The 17,241-nt window shown below is 63.2% G+C and carries 20 protein-coding genes; 8 read left to right on the top strand and 12 right to left on the bottom strand.

Features of this window, described 5'->3' with window-relative positions:
• Nucleotides 1–80 precede the first annotated feature (80 nt).
• Complete coding sequence (locus EOC93_RS01340; protein ID WP_095483809.1) at nucleotides 81–1,253, bottom strand: MFS transporter; 1,173 nt, start codon at nucleotides 1,251–1,253, stop codon at nucleotides 81–83.
• 48 nt (nucleotides 1,254–1,301) lie between these two features.
• On the opposite strand from EOC93_RS01340, the gene EOC93_RS01335 reads away from it, so the two are divergent.
• On the top strand, nucleotides 1,302–1,841 hold the full coding sequence (locus EOC93_RS01335) for an Lrp/AsnC family transcriptional regulator (RefSeq protein ID WP_127203645.1): 540 nt from the start codon (nucleotides 1,302–1,304) through the stop codon (nucleotides 1,839–1,841).
• A gap of 64 nt (nucleotides 1,842–1,905) precedes the next feature.
• Here EOC93_RS01335 and EOC93_RS01330 read toward each other — a convergent pair whose 3' ends face one another.
• Genes EOC93_RS01330 through EOC93_RS01305 form a run of 6 tightly spaced genes read right to left on the bottom strand, consistent with a single transcriptional unit; the run spans nucleotide 1,906 to nucleotide 6,290 of the window.
• Nucleotides 1,906–3,165, bottom strand: coding sequence for an ABC transporter substrate-binding protein (locus tag EOC93_RS01330; protein ID WP_127203644.1), 1,260 nt, complete (start codon nucleotides 3,163–3,165; stop codon nucleotides 1,906–1,908).
• A 53-nt stretch (nucleotides 3,166–3,218) separates the two neighbouring features.
• Nucleotides 3,219–3,647 carry a DUF4440 domain-containing protein gene (locus EOC93_RS01325; protein WP_127203643.1) on the bottom strand — a complete coding sequence of 143 codons (429 nt, stop codon included), beginning with the start codon at nucleotides 3,645–3,647 and terminating at the stop codon, nucleotides 3,219–3,221.
• A gap of 8 nt (nucleotides 3,648–3,655) precedes the next feature.
• Nucleotides 3,656–4,711 (bottom strand): aldo/keto reductase, encoded by a 1,056-nt coding sequence (locus EOC93_RS01320; RefSeq protein WP_127203642.1) that lies wholly within the window; start codon nucleotides 4,709–4,711, stop codon nucleotides 3,656–3,658.
• Nucleotides 4,708–5,067: a TIGR04076 family protein gene (locus EOC93_RS01315; protein WP_095483805.1), complete on the bottom strand. Its 360-nt coding sequence runs from the start codon at nucleotides 5,065–5,067 to the stop codon at nucleotides 4,708–4,710. Before EOC93_RS01315 ends, EOC93_RS01320 begins: the two co-directional genes overlap by 4 nt.
• Nucleotides 5,068–5,556 (bottom strand): DUF3830 family protein, encoded by a 489-nt coding sequence (locus tag EOC93_RS01310; RefSeq protein ID WP_127203641.1) that lies wholly within the window; start codon nucleotides 5,554–5,556, stop codon nucleotides 5,068–5,070.
• Entirely contained in the window at nucleotides 5,553–6,290 is a 738-nt protein-coding gene (locus tag EOC93_RS01305) for a GntR family transcriptional regulator (protein ID WP_095483803.1), read from the bottom strand. The genes EOC93_RS01310 and EOC93_RS01305 overlap by 4 nt, the downstream gene beginning before the upstream one ends.
• Nucleotides 6,291–6,418: 128 nt before the next feature.
• On the opposite strand from EOC93_RS01305, the gene EOC93_RS01300 reads away from it, so the two are divergent.
• From EOC93_RS01300 to EOC93_RS01270, 7 genes are all read left to right on the top strand, one after another.
• Complete coding sequence (locus EOC93_RS01300) at nucleotides 6,419–7,219, top strand: ABC transporter ATP-binding protein (RefSeq protein ID WP_127203640.1); 801 nt, start codon at nucleotides 6,419–6,421, stop codon at nucleotides 7,217–7,219.
• Nucleotides 7,216–7,983, top strand: coding sequence for an ABC transporter ATP-binding protein (locus tag EOC93_RS01295; protein ID WP_127203639.1), 768 nt, complete (start codon nucleotides 7,216–7,218; stop codon nucleotides 7,981–7,983). The genes EOC93_RS01300 and EOC93_RS01295 overlap by 4 nt, the downstream gene beginning before the upstream one ends.
• Entirely contained in the window at nucleotides 7,980–8,888 is a 909-nt protein-coding gene (locus EOC93_RS01290; RefSeq protein ID WP_095483800.1) for a branched-chain amino acid ABC transporter permease, read from the top strand. Before EOC93_RS01295 ends, EOC93_RS01290 begins: the two co-directional genes overlap by 4 nt.
• The gene (locus tag EOC93_RS01285; protein WP_164759010.1) at nucleotides 8,885–9,862 is read left to right on the top strand and encodes a branched-chain amino acid ABC transporter permease; all 978 of its coding nucleotides are present in this window, start codon (nucleotides 8,885–8,887) and stop codon (nucleotides 9,860–9,862) included. The genes EOC93_RS01290 and EOC93_RS01285 overlap by 4 nt, the downstream gene beginning before the upstream one ends.
• Nucleotides 9,859–11,157, top strand: coding sequence for an FAD-binding oxidoreductase (locus tag EOC93_RS01280; RefSeq protein ID WP_127203637.1), 1,299 nt, complete (start codon nucleotides 9,859–9,861; stop codon nucleotides 11,155–11,157). The genes EOC93_RS01285 and EOC93_RS01280 overlap by 4 nt, the downstream gene beginning before the upstream one ends.
• Before the next feature lie 183 nt (nucleotides 11,158–11,340).
• Entirely contained in the window at nucleotides 11,341–11,535 is a 195-nt protein-coding gene (locus tag EOC93_RS01275; RefSeq protein WP_127203636.1) for a hypothetical protein, read from the top strand.
• Nucleotides 11,528–12,187, top strand: a complete 660-nt coding sequence (locus EOC93_RS01270) for a GDSL-type esterase/lipase family protein (RefSeq protein WP_127203635.1) — start codon at nucleotides 11,528–11,530, stop codon at nucleotides 12,185–12,187. The genes EOC93_RS01275 and EOC93_RS01270 overlap by 8 nt, the downstream gene beginning before the upstream one ends.
• 154 nt (nucleotides 12,188–12,341) lie before the next feature.
• Here the strand turns inward: EOC93_RS01270 and EOC93_RS01265 are convergent, their stop codons facing one another.
• The 5 genes from EOC93_RS01265 to EOC93_RS01240 all read right to left on the bottom strand — a co-directional run bounded on the left by EOC93_RS01265 (nucleotide 12,342) and on the right by EOC93_RS01240 (nucleotide 17,211).
• On the bottom strand, nucleotides 12,342–13,178 hold the full coding sequence (locus tag EOC93_RS01265) for a GNAT family N-acetyltransferase (protein ID WP_095484009.1): 837 nt from the start codon (nucleotides 13,176–13,178) through the stop codon (nucleotides 12,342–12,344).
• A 5-nt stretch (nucleotides 13,179–13,183) separates the two neighbouring features.
• Nucleotides 13,184–13,930 (bottom strand): aspartate/glutamate racemase family protein, encoded by a 747-nt coding sequence (locus EOC93_RS01260; protein WP_095484008.1) that lies wholly within the window; start codon nucleotides 13,928–13,930, stop codon nucleotides 13,184–13,186.
• Nucleotides 13,931–13,938: 8 nt separating this feature from the next.
• Nucleotides 13,939–14,757: an ABC transporter permease gene (locus EOC93_RS01255; RefSeq protein WP_095483797.1), complete on the bottom strand. Its 819-nt coding sequence runs from the start codon at nucleotides 14,755–14,757 to the stop codon at nucleotides 13,939–13,941.
• Between the two features lie 4 nt (nucleotides 14,758–14,761).
• Nucleotides 14,762–15,676 (bottom strand): ABC transporter permease, encoded by a 915-nt coding sequence (locus tag EOC93_RS01250; RefSeq protein ID WP_095483796.1) that lies wholly within the window; start codon nucleotides 15,674–15,676, stop codon nucleotides 14,762–14,764.
• 245 nt (nucleotides 15,677–15,921) lie between these two features.
• Nucleotides 15,922–17,211: a PotD/PotF family extracellular solute-binding protein gene (locus EOC93_RS01240; protein WP_095483794.1), complete on the bottom strand. Its 1,290-nt coding sequence runs from the start codon at nucleotides 17,209–17,211 to the stop codon at nucleotides 15,922–15,924.
• Nucleotides 17,212–17,241 lie beyond the last annotated feature (30 nt).

The raw sequence follows: 17,241 nt of genomic DNA, 5'->3' as shown, positions 1-17,241 counted from the left end.
TATCGAAGGACAGGAGGGAGGCGCAAGCTCTGCCGCTTGCCGCCGCGTGGCTTAAACCGGCGACTTGCGATGGTCCGCGACTACCGCGGCGAATGCCACGCCGCCGCCGAAGCGGCAACCAGCATGAGCAACGCTGCGACCACGGCCGATGCCGCAAAGCCAAAGCTGGAATAAAGCGGTCCGAAGGCCGTGGTGCCGACAAACACCGCGAGATAGGTCACCGCGCTGTTCAAACCCATGATCGTGCCGCGCCGCGCCGGATCGAGCGCCGAAAGGCGCATCACCAGGACGTTCAGCCCGAAATGATTGGCAAGGCCCCAGACCGCCACCATCGCGATGGTCAGATGAAAACTACTGCTTGACGCGGCAAGCGCGACATAGACGATCGCGACCAGAAGATAGGCGAACGGCATGACGCGGCGCGCTCCAATGCGATCGATCACGCCGTCAAGAAGTGCCGCTGTGCCGAAGCCGGCGCCATAGGCGAGCGCGGCCAGCCCATTGGCGCTGACCGGCCGTCCCAATCCATTGTGAAGGTGATCGCCGAGATAGCCATAGACACCGTAAAAGGCGGTCATGAAGGCGCCGCAGGCCACCAGAAGCGGCACTATGCCGGGAACGGCCAAAGCGCCGAGCGGTGTCGGCGCCGGACCGCTCTTCCTGACGTCGCTCAGCGACGTCAGCGTAAGGCCGGTCAACGCGAGCGCCGCAAGGACCGCGACCGCCGCAAAAACGGCGCGCCAATGCAGCAGATCGGCAAGCACCGCCGATAGCGAAACGCCGGCCACCATGCTCAGCGTCCATCCGGTCAGCACGACGCCGATCGTCCCGCTTTCGCGGCCAAGTGGCGCGATCGCTGCGGCGCTGGCATAGATTGCCGGCATGGCGATACCGGCGGCGATGCCGGCGAGAAGCTGGGCCGCAACCAGCGCCGTCACCGTCGGCGCGGCGGCGCTGGCGAGAAGCGCTATCGCCAGCAGCAGCAAGGCCCCTTGCAGCATGCGGCGAGCGCCAAGCCGATCGATATAGCGCGCCAGGAACAAGGCGCTTGCGGATGTTCCGAGGCCGAACGCAGCGGACGCGATCATGACGGCCGGCACGCTTGTCGCAAACGACGCGGCCACCGCCGGTGCTATCGGACCGAGAACCAGCGAGTTGGAGCCGATCACGGCGATACATCCAGTGAGCAGATAAGCGAGCGCCGGGATAGGCGGCCTTGCCGTCAACGTTGCGACTTGATCACTGTTCGACATACGGCGATAGTGGCCGTATTAAATTCTGTATCAATAAGGAATTTCATTATGGATGAAGAAACAGATGGCATTCCGCAGAACAGGCCTGCTGCCCGCGATGTCGACGCAACCGACCGAAAAATATTAGGCGTTCTGGTCGACGACGCCACGATCAGCTATGCCGAGCTCGGCGATCGCGTCGGCCTGTCGCCGCCGGCAGCCCACGAACGGGTGAAGCGGCTTCGGCGCAGCGGCGCCATCCGTAACACCGCGGCGATCATCGATCCCAAGGCGGTGCGCAAGCCGTTGCTTGCTTTCGTGCACATCGACACCAAGGGCTGGGGAAAGACCCCAGAACTGATGGCGATTTCCGAGCATCCCGAAGTCGAGGAGATTCATTCGGTGGCCGGAGACACCTGCATGCTGATCAAGGTCCGCACCGAGGACACGCGGGCGCTCGAAGGCCTGCTGTCGCGTCTTTACGAAACGCCCGGCGTCACCTCGACGCGAAGCTACGTGGTTCTATCGACCTATCTGGAGCGGCCGGTGCAGCCCGGGATCACGACCGAATGGCCGACGCCCCGGCATATGGCCAAGCCGCTCTACTAGCCGAAGCGCGCAAATACGATGTCCGGCATCAACATCGATGAAATGATGCCGGACAAGAGGTGCCTTACTGAAGCTTCGCCTGCAGGGCGTTGACGTCATCCGTCGTCATTTCGCCATCGGTCGTCACCTTGCCGTCGACGATCTTCCAGAGGCGGAACGGGCCGGTGATGTCGCCGTATTTGTCGAAGGCGACCGGGCCGATGACGCCTTCGTAGCGGATCGGCTTGCCATCCTTGATCAGGCCGAGCGCCTTGGCGAACTCGTCCTTGCCGGCATAGATCGGCGTGCCGGCCGGATCGACCGCCTTGTACATCGCGTCCTTGATCTTGGCCGGATCCTCGGACCCGGCAATGGCGATTGCCAATCCGACGATGGCGCCGGCATCATAGGACCGGTCGGCCGCCGGGTTCGACGGTTCGATTCCCGAAAATTCCTTGTAGTTCTTGGTGAAATACTCGGTCGATGCGGTCGGGCTGGTGCCCGAGGAAGTGCCATAAGCGTCCTTCAAATAATCGGCGCCGACGGATTCGATGAAGTCCGGGCTGTTCATGCCGTCATTGAGCAGGAATTTCTGGACACCGCCCTGCGAGATCCAGGTACGGGCGATGGTCGCGCCATCGACAGGCGTGCTGACGAGATAAAGCCCGTCGGGCTCGCCGGCCATTGCCGCCGTGACTTCGGACGCATAGCTCGACTGCTTTTCATTGTAAGGCGTGTCGGAGACGATGGTGCCGCCGAGCGCCTTATAGGCGCGCGAGAACTCCGCCACCATGTTGACGCCGAAGTCGTTGTTGACGTGGATGACCGACAGCTTCTTGAAGCCCTTGTCGATGGCATATTTGGCCGCGGCGACGCCCTGCAGCGCATCCGAGGTGATGGTGCGGAAGAAGATGCCGTTGGTCTTGCCGTCGCGCCCGAGCGCCGTCAGCGTCGGTGACGAGGAAGCCGGCGAGACCTGGACGATCTTGGCCGGAGCGGTGACAGAGGTCAGGATCGGAATCGACACCGAGGAGATGATGCCGCCGATGATCACCGGCACCTTCTTGACCTGCACGAGCTGGGTCGCGGCGTCGACCGCGATGTTGCCCTGGCTCTGGCTGTCGCGCGTGTCGGTGGCGAGGTCGCAACCGCGCACGCCGCCGGCGTCATTGATATCGCGGAAGGCCATTTCGACCGACTTGGCGCCGGCCTGGCCGTATTCGCCGGCCGGGCCGGTCAGTTCCATGACGAGGCCGACCGTGATCTTGCAATCGGAGGCTTGCGCTGCTCCGGCGGCTGTCAGCAGAGCCAGCGCGGTGGTGATCTGAAGTAGCGTCTTTGTCATTGTTGTTCCCCTTTCGTTACACGACACTGATTCAATTCATGTCTTGAGCCTGTTCAGTCTTCCGGCATCTGCATCCAGGTTTCATGCAGATGTCGCCATTCAACGCCATTGGGCGCCGATGAACTGGTGGTGAAAACGGCACTCGAGCGACGGCGGCTGTGCTTGCCGGCGCGCTGCTGCGTTTCGACGTAGCAGACGACGATCGCGTCGTCGGCCTGCCAGCCGGCCCGGATGTCCTCGATCGAAATAGTGAAATCGCCATCGCAGGTAGCGCGGCTTGTCCTGACGTGGTCGAGCACCGCGTCACGATCGAGAATCTGGCCGTCCGGTGCAACCATGCAGAAACTTTCGTTCATGACGCGTTCGAAGCGGCTGAAATCTGCCCTGTCCGCCCTCCCTGCAACGAACCAGTCGACGAAGAAGCGGTGGAGATCGACGACCTCGGCGCTCGCGCGGGAAAGCAGAGAGGACTTCTCGTCCATGGCGGCGCTCATATCCGGCCTGCGTTCAAATTGTAGTGCATGATCGAGCCGTGGCGGCCGTGGCGGTCCCGTTCCAGCGTGTAGACGTCACCTAATGGCCCACGGCTTTGCGCGATCACGGCGGCGATCCGCGCCCGGTCGTCGGCGTCGAGCACCACGTCCATAATCCTAGCATTGGCAAGGGCGTGCGCCTGGTTGCGGGCGCCGACGATGACGGCCGCCACTTGCGGCTGCTCCAGCACCCAGGCACTGGCGATGGTGGCGATGTCGACGCCATGGCGGTCGGCGACGGCCTTCAATGTGCGAAGCAACTCCTGGAAAAGCTCCCAGCCACCGAAGTCGTCGATGATCAGCTTGTATTTGACCAGCGACCGGTTTTCGAGGGGCGTCTGCGGCTCGGCAGCATCAAGCCATTTTTCGCTCAGGAAGCCGCCTGCCACCGAACCATAGCAGAGGAAACTGACGCCGTTTTGCTTGGCGAGTGCCGCGAGGCTGTTGGCCGGCCGCTGGTCGAGCACGGAGTATTGCAGTTGCTGACTGACCAGCGGCACCCCGGCGGCCAGGATCGCGGCCAAATGCGGCGTATCGAAATTGGTGGTGCCGACATTGCGCACCTTGCCTTCCAGGCGAAGGTCATTGAGCCAGCCCATCGCGTCGACATAGCCGGGCAGCGCATAATCCCACCAGTGGAACTGCACGAGATCGAGCCGCTCCGTCTTCAGCCGCCGCAGCGACTGGTCGACGATGCCCCTGATATAGTCGCGGCTGATGTTTGCAAGCCTTTCCAGGTCAGGCACCAGCTTGGTGTGAACCTTCATTTTGGCGGCGGCGTCGAGACCGCGCTCATTGGCGAGCCGCAGCCGCGCCGCGCCGATCAGCTCCTCGACACCGGTATAGATATCGGCGCAATCATAGGTCCTGATGCCGGCATCGAAAGTGGCGATCAGGTCGCTCACCGCCTGTTGGCGGTCGATCGCGCCGTGCCCGCCGGCAAGCTGCCAACCGCCGCGGATGACGCGCGAGATCGTATAGCCGGGGCTGAGCTCGAAGGACTTTTCGGTCATCTCTGGTCATTCTCCTTCGGCAGCGGCACCGCCGTGGTTTCGGCATGGCTGAACCGCCGCTTGCCCGTCCTGACGATCCTGAGCCGACTGGCGCAATTGGGATCGGGACAGGCGATCTCGGCGTCCGAGGTCATCCAGTCGTTCTTGTGGGTTGGGCGCTGTTTAGCCGCGAGCAGCGGCAACACGGCTGATATCGAATAGATCGAAAAACCCTGCCCCGCCGGCATCGACAGCATCTCGCCCTTGAGCTCGAAATAGTCACCCGCCTTGGCACCGCAATAGATCGGCTTGCCCTCAGGAATGACCGCCTCGACACGAAGATCGAAGAGTTCGAAACTGTCGTCGTCCTCAGCCATTCATATCTCCACACGAGTGAAGGTGATGTCGCAGGCGCCGTTGCGGCGGATCACGCCGCAGGCGGCGGCGAAGCGGTCGCGCTCCTCGGGACGCACCTGCGCCACCACGCTTCCGGCAAGCCAGCCGATCGGGAACAGCAGGCGCGCGCCCTGTCCGTAAAACAAGCCGATGTCGAAAATCGCATTCGGACTGCCGCCCCACATGCGGGGCGGCACGTAGGATAGCACGATGTCGCCCGGCTGCGGCGTCAGCGTTGCATTCTCCGCCGGCAGGGGCCTGGCATAGGTTTGGCCCTCAAGATCCGCTGATGGAACCGGGCAGGAGATCTCCGGCCCCGTCCACATCGCATTGATGCCGGCAACGACGCGCGGCTGCTTGAGATAGGCCAGCAGGAAGGCAGCATTGTCGGGCGCCTTTTCAGGCAACAGCAACGCCGTCACGGAAAGCTTTGAGCGTTCCTCGGTGATCCAGATGGCGGGCGTCGTCATGCCCTCAATCCTTCTTTGCTTGCGGATTGCAGCTTGTCGCGCAGGAAGGCGAAAGGCCGGCTGATGTCGGCCACCAGCGCCTCGCGCGCCGCTTGCGCATCCTGCCTCGCAAGCGCTGCGACGATGCTGCGATGGTAGTGGGCGGTGTCGACCTCGCCGGCGTCGGAAAAGGCATAGATAGCAACGCGGATGCAGGGTCCTGATTGCAGCCAAAGGCTCTCGATCATCGGGATCAGCACGGCGGAACCGCAGCAGCGGTAGATCTCGAAATGGAAGCTCTGGTTGAGCGTCGCCTCGCGGTCGATATCCTTCTTGTGTTTCAGCGCCCGCATCTCGTCCCACTCGCCGAGCATGGCCTCGACCGAAGCAATCTGGCGCGGGTTCATGCGCGTGGCGGCCAGCGCGATGGCTTCGCCCTCGATCAGGGAACGGGCGCGCAAGAGATCGTCGATCCGCTCCAGCGTGATCGGCGGCACGCGCACGGAGCGGTTGGGAAGCGCTTCCAGCGCCTTCTCTGTGATCAGACGTCCGAGCGCCTCGCGCACTGGCATGGTGCTGGTGACCAGCGCGTCGGCGAGGCCGCGGATGGTCAAAACCTGGCTCGGCTCGAAAAGGCCGCCGATCAAGGCGCGACGCAGCTCCGAATAGACGCGATCCTGCACGGTCTCGCGGCCGACCGGCGTAAGCTGGGCTGCGATCGTTTCGTTGTTCCGTTCGATGGCGGCCTTCTGCATGGGCAGTCCCGGTCTTTGGCCGTTTTCGGCTTGCGGAAGAAATTAAAGCCGAATAGCGTGATCAAAGCAAGTGTGATCACAAATCAAAACCAGAAGGCGGCGACGATCGCTTTCGGCCAGAGGGTTCCATGAGTGACACAACCGCACAACAGCGGGCGGAGACCCGCACGCCGGTTCTGACGGCCAGGAACGTCGTCAAGCGCTTCGGCGGTCTCGTCGCGGTCAACAATGTCTCGTTTGAGGTCCAGCCGTGTGAGATACTCGGCCTCATCGGCCCGAACGGCGCCGGCAAGACGACGATGTTCGACCTGCTGGCCGGCAGCATCCTGCCGACCAGCGGCGAGATCCTTCTCAACGGCACACTGGTGTCGGGGGAAGCAGCGCATCGCCGCATCGGCCGCGGACTCGGCCGCACGTTCCAGATCCCCCGGCCGCTGCCCAACCTGACGCTGATCGAAAACGTCATGCTGGCCGCGCAGGGACAGGCCGGAGAACGGCTGCTCGCCAATTTCCTGACGCCACGGCGGGTCGCCACTGAGGAAAGGGCTGCCGAGGCGAGAGCCATCGAATTGCTCGAGCTCGTCACGCTTGCCCGCCTCGCACATGAACCGGCGCGCGTGCTTTCCGGCGGCCAGCGCAAGCTGCTCGAGCTCGCCCGCGTCATGATGGCCAACCCGGCGATCATCCTGCTCGACGAACCGGCGGCCGGCGTCAACGCGACGCTGCTCGAAGTCATCATCGACCGCATTCGCGACATCAACAGAGGCGGCATCACCTTCCTGCTGATCGAGCACAATATCGACATGGTGACGCGGCTCTGCCACCGCGTGCTGGTCATGGCGAGCGGCCAGCTTCTGTGCGAAGGCAGCCCGGACGAGGTGGCGCGCGATCCGCGCGTCATCGAGGCCTATCTCGGAGGCGCGGCATGAGCCAAACGGTTCTCGATGTCCGCAACCTCGAAGCCGGCTACGAGCCAGGCGTTCCGATCGTGCGCGGCGCCTCGATCACCGTCGACAAGGGCGAGATCGTCGTCGTTCTCGGCCCCAACGGCGCCGGCAAATCGACCTTGATCAAGGCGATCGCCGGCCTTGTCCCGATCACCGGCGGCACGGTGCTGCTGGACGGCAGCGACATCACCGCCGCACCCGCCCACACCATGGTCCGCCTCGGCCTCGCCTTCGTGCCGCAGACCGAAAACATCTTCCCGCTAATGTCGGTCGAGGACAATCTGAAGGTCGCCTGCGGCATCCTGAAGCCGCGCGAGATCCCTGCCCGCATCGGGGAAATGTATGCGGCCTTCCCCGATCTCGCCCGTCAGCGCAAGACCGTCGCCGGCAACCTTTCGGGCGGACAGCGGCAGATGCTGGCCGTCGCCCGGGCATTGATCGTCCATCCCAAGGTGCTGGTGCTCGACGAGCCGTCGGCCGGCCTGTCGCCGAAATTCGTGGCGATGGTGTTCGAGATGCTGGCCGGTATACGCATATCCGGCGTCACTATTCTGCTGGTCGAACAGAACGCCAAGGCAGCGCTTGCCATCGGCGACCGCGCCTATGTGCTGGTCGAGGGCAAGGACCGGCACGAGGGCGTCGCCTCCGAACTCTGGAACGATCCGGTCGTCGCCGAGCTCTATCTTGGCCAGCGCCGCCTCGATGCTGAAAGAGACCGGCACTCCGGCAAAGGAAGCGCGGCATGAACCTGCAATTTGTCGTCGACGGACTGCTGGCAGGTTCGATGATCGGCCTCGGCGCCATCGGCGTGACGCTCACCTATTCGATCTTGCGCTTCTCGAACTTCGCGCATGGCGACTTCATGGCCTGGGGCGCCTATGCGACGCTCGCCGCCGTCGGCGCCATCGGCGCGATGTTCGGCAAGATCGCGCCGATCGCTCCGCTCTCCTTCGGCTGGCCGTTGATCGCCGCGGTGGTGATCGGCATGGCGATCACCGGCCTGCTGGCGTTGCTGCTCGACCTGATGCTTTTCGCGCGGCTGCGGGCCAAGGGCCAGGCAATCATCGTGGTGATGGCGAGCTTCGGCGCCTCGATGGCGCTGAGAAGCCTGCTCGAATTTATCTTCACCTCGCGTCCGACCTATTTCAGCCGGGCCATCCAGATCGCCATGCCGGTCGGCTTCGGCATTCGCATCACCCCCGACCAGATCGCGCTGCTGCTTCTGACCGCCGTTCTGGTGCTCGGCGTGCATCTCCTGATGACCCGCACCCAGACCGGCCGCTCGATGCAGGCACTGAGCCAGAACGCGGCATTGGCCCGCATTGTCGGCATCGACGTCGCCAAGGTCGTGCGCGTCACCTGGATCGTCGGCGGGGCGCTAGCCTGCGTCGCCGGCGTCATGATCGGCATTCTCATCCAGATCCGCCCATTCATGGGTTTCGACATGCTGCTGCCGATGTTCGCGGCCGCCATCCTCGGCGGCATCGGCAGCGTGCCTGGCGCCGTTCTCGGCGGCTTGATCATTGGTCTCGCCGAAGCCGGCGCAGTGCAGTTGATCGGCGCCGAATGGCGGGCGGCCGTCTCCTTCATCATCCTGATGACCGTGCTGTTCGTGCGGCCCATCGGCCTTTTCGGAGTGAGAGAACGCTGATGGATCTGCTCGGCTACGGCGCTTTCTTCCTGACCACCGCGCTGATCTTTTCGCTCGTCACGCTCGGGCTCAACCTGCAATGGGGGCTGACCGGGCTTTTCAATGTCGGGCTCGCCGGCTTTGTCGCCATCGGCGCCTACACCTCGGCGCTGCTGACCACGCCCGACGATGCCGCACGCCTCGGCGGCTTCGGCCTGCCGATCCTTGTCGGCTGGCTGGGCGCGATGGTCGTTGGCGGGGTCGCCGCCGCGATCACCGGCATCGCCACGCTGCGCCTGAGATCGGACTATCTGGCGATCACCACCTTCGGCGTTGCCGTCGTCGTGCAGCTGGTGGCGCTCAACGCCCAAAAACTGACCGGCGGCCCCTTCGGCATCGGCTTCATTCCGCGTCCCTTCGGCGGCCTCGCGGAGACGCCGTTGCTGTTCAACCTGTCGAACCTAGCCGTCGTCTCGGTGGTGACACTGATCGTCTATCTCGCGCTGGAGCATCTGTCGCGCAGCCCGTGGGGGCGCGTGTTGAAGGCGCTTCGCGAGGATGAGCGGGCCGCGATATCCCTGGGGAAAAGCGCGCGTTTCTACCGCGTCCAGGCCTTTGCCGTCGGCGGCGCCATCATGGCACTGGCCGGCGCGTTGCAGGCGCATTTCACAGGCTTCATCGCGCCGGACAATTATTTGCCGGCGCTGACTTTCCAGGTCTGGGTGATGCTGATCGTCGGCGGCTCGGGCAGCAACATCGGCGCCGTCATCGGCAGCATCCTGGTCTGGGCGATTTGGGCCGGATCGGGAGCCTTGACGAGCGTCTTGTTCTCGCCGGAACAACAGGCGCGCGCCGCCTCGCTGCAGATCGTCGCCATCGGCGTGATGCTGTGCGTCATCCTTCTGGTCAGGCCGAACGGCCTGTTTGGCGACAGGCCGCGGCGTCCAAGGTTCGGCAAGCGTGCACGCGTGGCCCCGAGCGAGAGCGGCTCATGAGCGCTGAGATCCGGCCGCACGGCATTTCCCTTTGGCATGCCGTCAGCCGCAATCGCCGTGATCGGCCCGCGCTCGAAGGCGCACTCGATGTCGATCTGGCAATTGTCGGCGGCGGGTTTTCAGGCCTTTCCACCGCGCTGCACAGCGCCGAGAAAGGCATCTCGGTCGCCGTCCTCGAAGCGGAAATCATCGCCTGGGGAGCAACCGGCAGGAATGCCGGCTTCGTCGTGCCGAATTTCGCGAAAAGAGACCCCGACGATATCATTGCCCAGCTCGGGCCAGAACGTGGCGAACGCCTCATCGATTTCGCGGCCGGCAGCGCCGACCTCGTCTTCGACCTGATCAGGCGGCACGGCATCGAGTGCGATGCCGTCCAGAGCGGATGGATACAGCCAGCCCATTCGCAGGCTGCTCTCGAAAAAACCAGATCGCGCGCCGAACAATGGGCGAGGCGCGGAAGACCGACTGTTGCGCTGGACAGGCGGGCGGTCGAAGAGCTGACCGGCGTTCGCGGTTATGTCGGTGGCTGGATGGACCGTTCGGGCGGCGTCCTCAATCCGGTCGAATATGCGCGCGGATTGGCCGACGCTGCGGAAAAAGCCGGCGCGCGCATCTTCGAGCATACGCTCGTTACATCGATCGATCGCATTGGGGATGGCTGGGTCTTGAAGACGGCGTCGGGCTCGGTACGCGCCGGAAAGGTGCTGATTGCCACCAATGCCTATGGCGGGCCGCTAAACCGCACGCTTGAGCGAACCTATTTCCCGCTGAAAATCTTCCAGATCGCGACGGCTCCGCTGCCACGCGAATACCGCACTCGCCTGCTTCCAGGCGGGCAAGGCGTCGGCGACACAAGACGCAATCTTTTCACCTTCCGCTTCGACAGCGAAAACAGGCTGATTACCGGCGGCATGCATAGTTTTGGTCCGGGCGCCGAAGCGCGGGTGCCGCAGGCGATCTGGGGGCGGCTGGCAAAACACCTCGACCTCCCGGAGATCCCACCGCTCGAATATAGCTGGTCGGGGATGGCCGCCGTCGAGCCCGACTTCCTGCCGCACCTCGTCGATCTCGGGCCCGGCCTGATCGCGGGCTTTGCCTGCAACGGACGCGGCATCGCCATGACCACGAGCCTGGGCAAGGTGCTTGCGGATTGGGCTGATGGCGCGAAGCCGCAGGACTTGCCGCTGCCGTTTGCGCCGCCGTCGCCGATCCCGTTCCACAGCCTGATGCGGCATGCGCCAAACATGCTGCTTCCCCTAAGCATGCTGCGCGACCGGCTGGATGAGGCGGGCTAGTGTATGTCGCCCAAAAGTGCGCAGCGGTTTTGGGACAACGACATGCACTATGCAACGCGCAAGATTGGATAGCTCTGCCGCACTCGGCCCTTTCTTCTACCTAGACCCGCCATACTTCGGCAGCGAGGGCGACTACGACAAAGAGCTATTCGTGCAAAAGAAGGCGTCTGGAGTAGGTTCCTCGTGTCGGAGGAGACCGGAAAACTGGTCTTCGACAAAACCATTCTTGCTAATCTAGAGCAACGCTTGAAGGAGATCGATGAGCAGTTGCCGAACGCCTCGCCGAGAATGAGAGCAAAACTTGGCAATGACGGGTTGGCCATGGCGCTCGATTCCTTAAAGTATCTGCTCCGTGTATGCGAGCCGCGAGATGCCTAAGTGCTTCATCCATCCATCGGCAGCGCTGATCTTTGGCGCAATGCTGTCGATTCTGTTGGCGACGGCCCTTGCTACGCGGTCCGAAAACGCCGCGTGGCAAGCCAAAGTCGACGAGTTCCGTCAATTCAAAGGACATGCCGACATCGTCATGTTTGGCGATTCTCTCACTGCGAGTGGCCATTGGCAGGAGATGTTTCCCAGACTATCGATTATCAATCGAGGCATATCTGGCGAACGCGTCGGCAGCGCGCTCCTGAGGCTCGACCAGATTACGGCAGCGCAGCCCCGACTGGTTTTCATCATGCTCGGGATCAACGATATTCGCAGGTCAACCAGCCCCGACGACGTGGCTGCATCCTACGACAAGATCATCGATCGGTTGGCGGATGTGGAGAGCATCGTCGTCCAGTCGACGTTGCTCACGAACAGCGAGGTCCACAACGCCGCGATAAAGCGATTGAACAGTGCGCTCATCGCCCTGTGCTCAAAGGCTGCAAACTGCCGATTCGTGGATCTTAACGTGCCTCTCTCCCGAGATGGCAGCCTACGACCGGACCTCACGACTGACGGGATCCACCTCAACGGCGCCGGCTATCGGGTTTGGGAGAACCAGCTCCGGCCGATGATGGCTGCGGTTTCAGCGGAACGATAAACAATAGTCACGGATCTCCCCAACAGGAGTGTTTGACCTGTGACGTTGGGCTTTAAGGCACCGTTAACGGCCGTAGAAAGCGCGCGAGTTAGTGCCAAGTGAAGTTGCGCGGAGGTGCCAACCGACTTTGCGCGTTACAAATAGACGCTCCGCCTCAACCAAGCTCCAAGGTCGTCATCGCAAAGACCCCGGGCTGCGTGAGCTGCGGCGCTTTTCCCTTGTACATTCGAGCGGTTTCGAAGCCCGGTTGAAGACCGGCGGCCGTCAGCCGGGCTGCAAAGTCCCCGCTGGTCTCGGGAACGTCGAGATGGATATTTCCGGGTCCGGAAGCATTGGCGAGTGCGGCGAAGAGACGGCTTGCCGCGCCCAGGCTGTCGGCAAAGAGCGGGCCGATCTTGTGACCGTCCCGGCATCGGCGCGCGACGCCGTATCCCTCGATTGCGCCGTCCCTGACGATCGCAAGCGCGATGTGCGGCGGGCGCAGCCAGTGTTCCAGGAACGACCGTCTCGGAGCGGGAAAGAACCGGCTGTCGTAGCCCAAGAGATCCGCTATGAGGTCAGGGCCTATGGCACGGATGTCACTGTCGGTGCCTGCCGAAACATTCGGCGCTCCGACGAACCGGATCGTCCGGTAGACCGGCGCAAAGCCCATGCTGCGGTAGTTGGCCTGCTGTTCAACGACACCATCGAGGCCGATCGTGCGGCTGCCGAGCCGCGCCGTGCCGGCATCCCAGACCGCCTTGCCATGGCCCTCTCCGCGCCTGTCCGGCCGACAGATGTACAGGCCGATGAAGCCAAAATCGTCGCCATAGGCCACGGCCGAAATACCGGCCACCATCTCGCCATCGACAAAGGCGCCAATGAAGCCGTCGGGATCCGCCGCGTGGAACGCTGCGGCATCGCCGAGGCCGGGATTCCAGCCCTCCGCTGCCGCCCAGTCGACAAGCGTTTCCACTTCTTCAAGTGCGAGCGTTCTGATCGTTCGGGACATTGCGATCACTCGGCGGCAACTATACCGGGGGCGAAGGATTTCAAGGCGCCACGATAAGGCTTTGCCAGTGGGTTTGCATAGGCACCACGCTTGGATGTCGACAGGCCAAGCGCGATCAACGCCTCGGCCTGTTTCACGGCGGCGCCGACACCGTCGATGACCGGAACGCCGAACTCCCGCTGCAGCGCAGCCGCAAGATCGGCCATGCCGGCACAGCCGAGCACGATGGCCTCGGCGCGATCCTCCTCGAGTGCGCGCGCGATCTCGCCGCGCAGCTTCAGGATCGCGTCCGATGCCGGGTCTTCGAGGGCAAGAACCGGAATGTCGGCGGCGCGCACGCGTGCCCGCCCCGCCATGCCATAGCGCTGCACCAGCCCTTCGACCGGCACGCGCGAGCGCTCGGTCGTGGTGACGACGGTGAAGCGCTGGGCGATGAACGAGGCCGTGCTGAGCGCTGCCTCGCAGATACCGATGACCGGGATGTTGGCCATGGCGCGCGCGGCATCGAGGCCGGTGTCGTCGAAACAGGCGACGATCGCAGCCTGCGCGCCCGAGCGCTCGCCAGCGGCGATCTCGACCAGCAGGCCCGGCACGGCAAGCGCCTCGTCATAATAGCCTTCGATCGAAACCGGACCCATCGACGAGGTGACGGCGACGATTTCCGTGCCGGCGCCGGCCACGAGCCGCGCCGCCGCTGCAATGGTTTCGGTCATGCTGGCGGTGGTGTTCGGATTGACAACGAGGATCTGCACTGCGGTTCTCAAATACGTGCCCGGCGACGGCCGACATAGACGATTGCGCCGAGCGTCAGCAGGATCACCAGGAAAGAAAACACTGATGTCACCGTGCCCAGCGCATAGAGCACCGGCGTCGTCACATTTGTCGTCATGCCATAGATCTCGAGCGGCAGCGTGTTGAACGTGCCCGAGGTCATCAGCGTGCGGGCGAACTCGTCATAGGACAGCGTGAAGCCGAACAGGCCGACACCGATCAGGCTGGGCGAGATCATCGGCAGGACGACATGCGCGAAGGTCTGCCAGGACGATGCTCCGAGGTCGCGCGCGGCTTCCTCATAGGCCGGCGAGAACCGGTTGAAGACGGCGAACATGATGAGCACGCCGAAGGGCAAGGTCCAGGTCAGATGCGCCCCGAAGGCGGACGTGTACCAGGCGGGGCGAAAGCCGATCTGCTGGAAGACGACGCCAATGCCGAGCGAAATGATGATCGACGGCACGACGAGGCTGGCGACGGCCAGATAGAACAATGCGGTGGCGCCACGAAACTTTTGGCGGAAGGCAAGACCGGCAAGCAGCGACACGATAACGGTCACGATCATCACCATAAGGCCAAGGATGAAGGAGCGTTTGAAACTGCCGCCGAAATCGCCGACCGCCTGGCGCTCGAACAGATTGGCGAACCAGTGCAGCGAAACGCCGTTCAGCGGAAAGGTCAGCCCGCCATTCTCGCCCTGAAACGAAAGAATGAGAATCGCCGAAAGCGGGCCGTAGAGAAACAGCACGAAAATAGCGAAGAAGGCTGCCAGCACGTAGAATTCGAGGGAGCGCTTGTCCTGGCTCATCGCTTCACAGCTCCTTGCGGATGTCGACGATGCGCAGGATGCCGGCGACCATCAGCAACACCAGCACCAGGAGCACGACCGCGTTGGCGGCAGCCGCCGGATATTGCAGCAGCGACATCTGGTTCTTCATCATCAGCGCGACGGAGGCGCTCTGCCCGCCGGACATCACCTGCACGGTCGAAAAGTCGGCCATCACCAGCGTGACGACGAAGATGGTGCCGATCGCCATTCCGGGCTTGGCAAGCGGGATGATGACGTTCCACAACACCTGCCAGCCGGACGCGCCGGCGTCACGCGCGGCCTCGATCAGCGACTTGTCGATGCGCATCAGCGTGTTGAAAATCGGTGTCACCATGAACAGGGTGTAGAGATGCACCATGGCGAGCACCACGGCGAATTCGGAATAAAGCAGCCATTCGATCGGCTTCGGGATCAGCCCCATCTGCACCAGCGTCGAGTTGACCAGGCCATTGCGGCCAAGAACCGGAATCCAGGAGATCATGCGGATGATGTTGGAAGTCAGGAACGGCACCGTGCAGACAAGGAACAGCACCATCTGCATAGCAGTGGTCCTGATATGGAAGGCGAGGAAATAGGCGACCCAGAAGCCGATCAACAGCGTCAGCGCCCAGACGATGGCGGCGTATTTCAGCGTATTCAGATAGGTTTTCCAGGTGACCCAGGAGCCGAGCGTGTCGGCGTAGTTGGTGGTCAGGAAATCCGGGTACATCGCCGCGAAATCATAGTCCCAGAAGGAGACCACGGCGATCATCAGGATCGGCAGCAGAAGGAACGTGCCGAGGATCAGCGCCAGCGGCGTCGCCTGGAGGTAGGGGGCGAGGGTGCCGATCGAGAGCCGGCGGCGTCTGGCGGGGTTTGCGGCGGTGGTGGCTACAGGCTGGTTGAGGACCACGGTCATCTGGAACAGCCCGGGCGTGTCGCGGAGGGCCGACAATCTGGCAAGCTGTGATCCTTCGCGCCCCCCTCTGTCCTGCCGGACATCTCCCCCACTTGGGGGGAGATTGGCAGCTTCGCTGTTGGCGCCTCTTCTTGCGAAGTTGGAGATTGGCGAAAGCAGCGGCGACGGCCGATCTCCCCCCAAGTGGGGGAGATGTCCGGCAGGACAGAGGGGGGCGCGAAGGAATGCAACATCTCAGCCTTGCATCAAGCCGCGATGAATTCGTTCCAGCGCTTCACCATGTAGCGGTCCTCGTCCATGACCGAGTTCCAGCAGGCGACCTTGCCCATGCGCTCGACGAAGGAGCCGCCGTCGCGCACGGCGCCCGCCTTTTCCATGACCTTGCCGTCCGGCGCCATGATATCGCCCTTGGCGGCCTTGCCGTCGACCCAGTAGCCCCATTCGTCCTCGGACATGAACTGCTTGGCCGTGTCCATGGCGGCCGAGTAGTAGCCTTGGCGGTTGAGATAGGCGCCGACCCAGCCGGACAGGTACCAGTTGATATACTCGTAGGCGGCGTCGAGTTGGGCGCCCTCGAGATGCGCTGCCAGGCCAAGGCCGCCGCCCCAGGAGCGGTAGCCTTCCTTGAGCGGCTGGTATTTGCAGGCGATGCCCTTGGAGCGGACCGCAGCGACCGCAGGCGACCACATCGACTGGATGACCACTTCGCCTGAAGCCATAAGGTTGACGCTCTCGTCGAACGATTTCCAGAACGCGCGGAACTGGCCGTCCTGCTTGGCCTTGATCAGGAAGTCGATCGTCTGATCGATCTCCTCCTTGGTCATGTTGCCCTTGTCGGCATATTTGATGTTGCCCATGGCTTCCATGATCATCGCCGCATCCATGATGCCGATCGACGGGATGTTGAGGATGGCGGCCTTGCCCTTGAAGGCCGGATCCATGATGTCGGCCCAGGTGGTGATGTCGCGACCGACAAGGTCGGGGCGGATGCCGAGCGTGTCGGCATTGTAGATGGTCGGAACCATCGTCATCCACTGGGTCGGTTCCTTGGCGAAGGTCTTGGCGTCCTGTGCCTCGACGAAGCCGACGGTGTGCGGCGCGGTGCCTTGCGCGATGGCGCTGTCGGGCGTCAGCTTGCCGGTGATGAAAAGCGGCACGATCTTGTCGTAATATTTCAGCTTCTTGACATCCATCGGCTGCATCACGCCGGAGGGATACACCTTCTTGGCGATCCAGTATTCGATGTCGGCGATGTCGTAGCTGTCCGGCTGGGTCACCGCGCGCTGGGCGGCGGCGTCGGAATCGGTCGCCGTCATCTCCAGCGTGATGCCGAGGTCGGCCTTGCACTTGTCGGCGATGGCGTTGAGGTTGGACACGCCGGTGCCAAACTGGCGCAGCGTGATCGGGTTCTGCGCCCAGATCGTCGGGAAGCCGGTGATGACGCCGGAGCCGGCTGCAAAACCGACGGCGGCGGCACCTGTCTTGAGCAGCGAGCGGCGGGAAATTCCTGTCTTCTTGTCGGTGGTGTTGGTCATGTCAGTTCCCCTTTTTTGATTGGTTGTTCT

The organism is Mesorhizobium sp. M6A.T.Ce.TU.002.03.1.1, from assembly GCF_003997275.1.
GTDB classification, from domain to species: Bacteria; Pseudomonadota; Alphaproteobacteria; order Rhizobiales; family Rhizobiaceae; genus Mesorhizobium; species Mesorhizobium mediterraneum.
The sequence above is the reverse complement of the archived record's forward strand: the minus strand, read 5'-3'. Positions and strand labels throughout refer to the sequence as shown.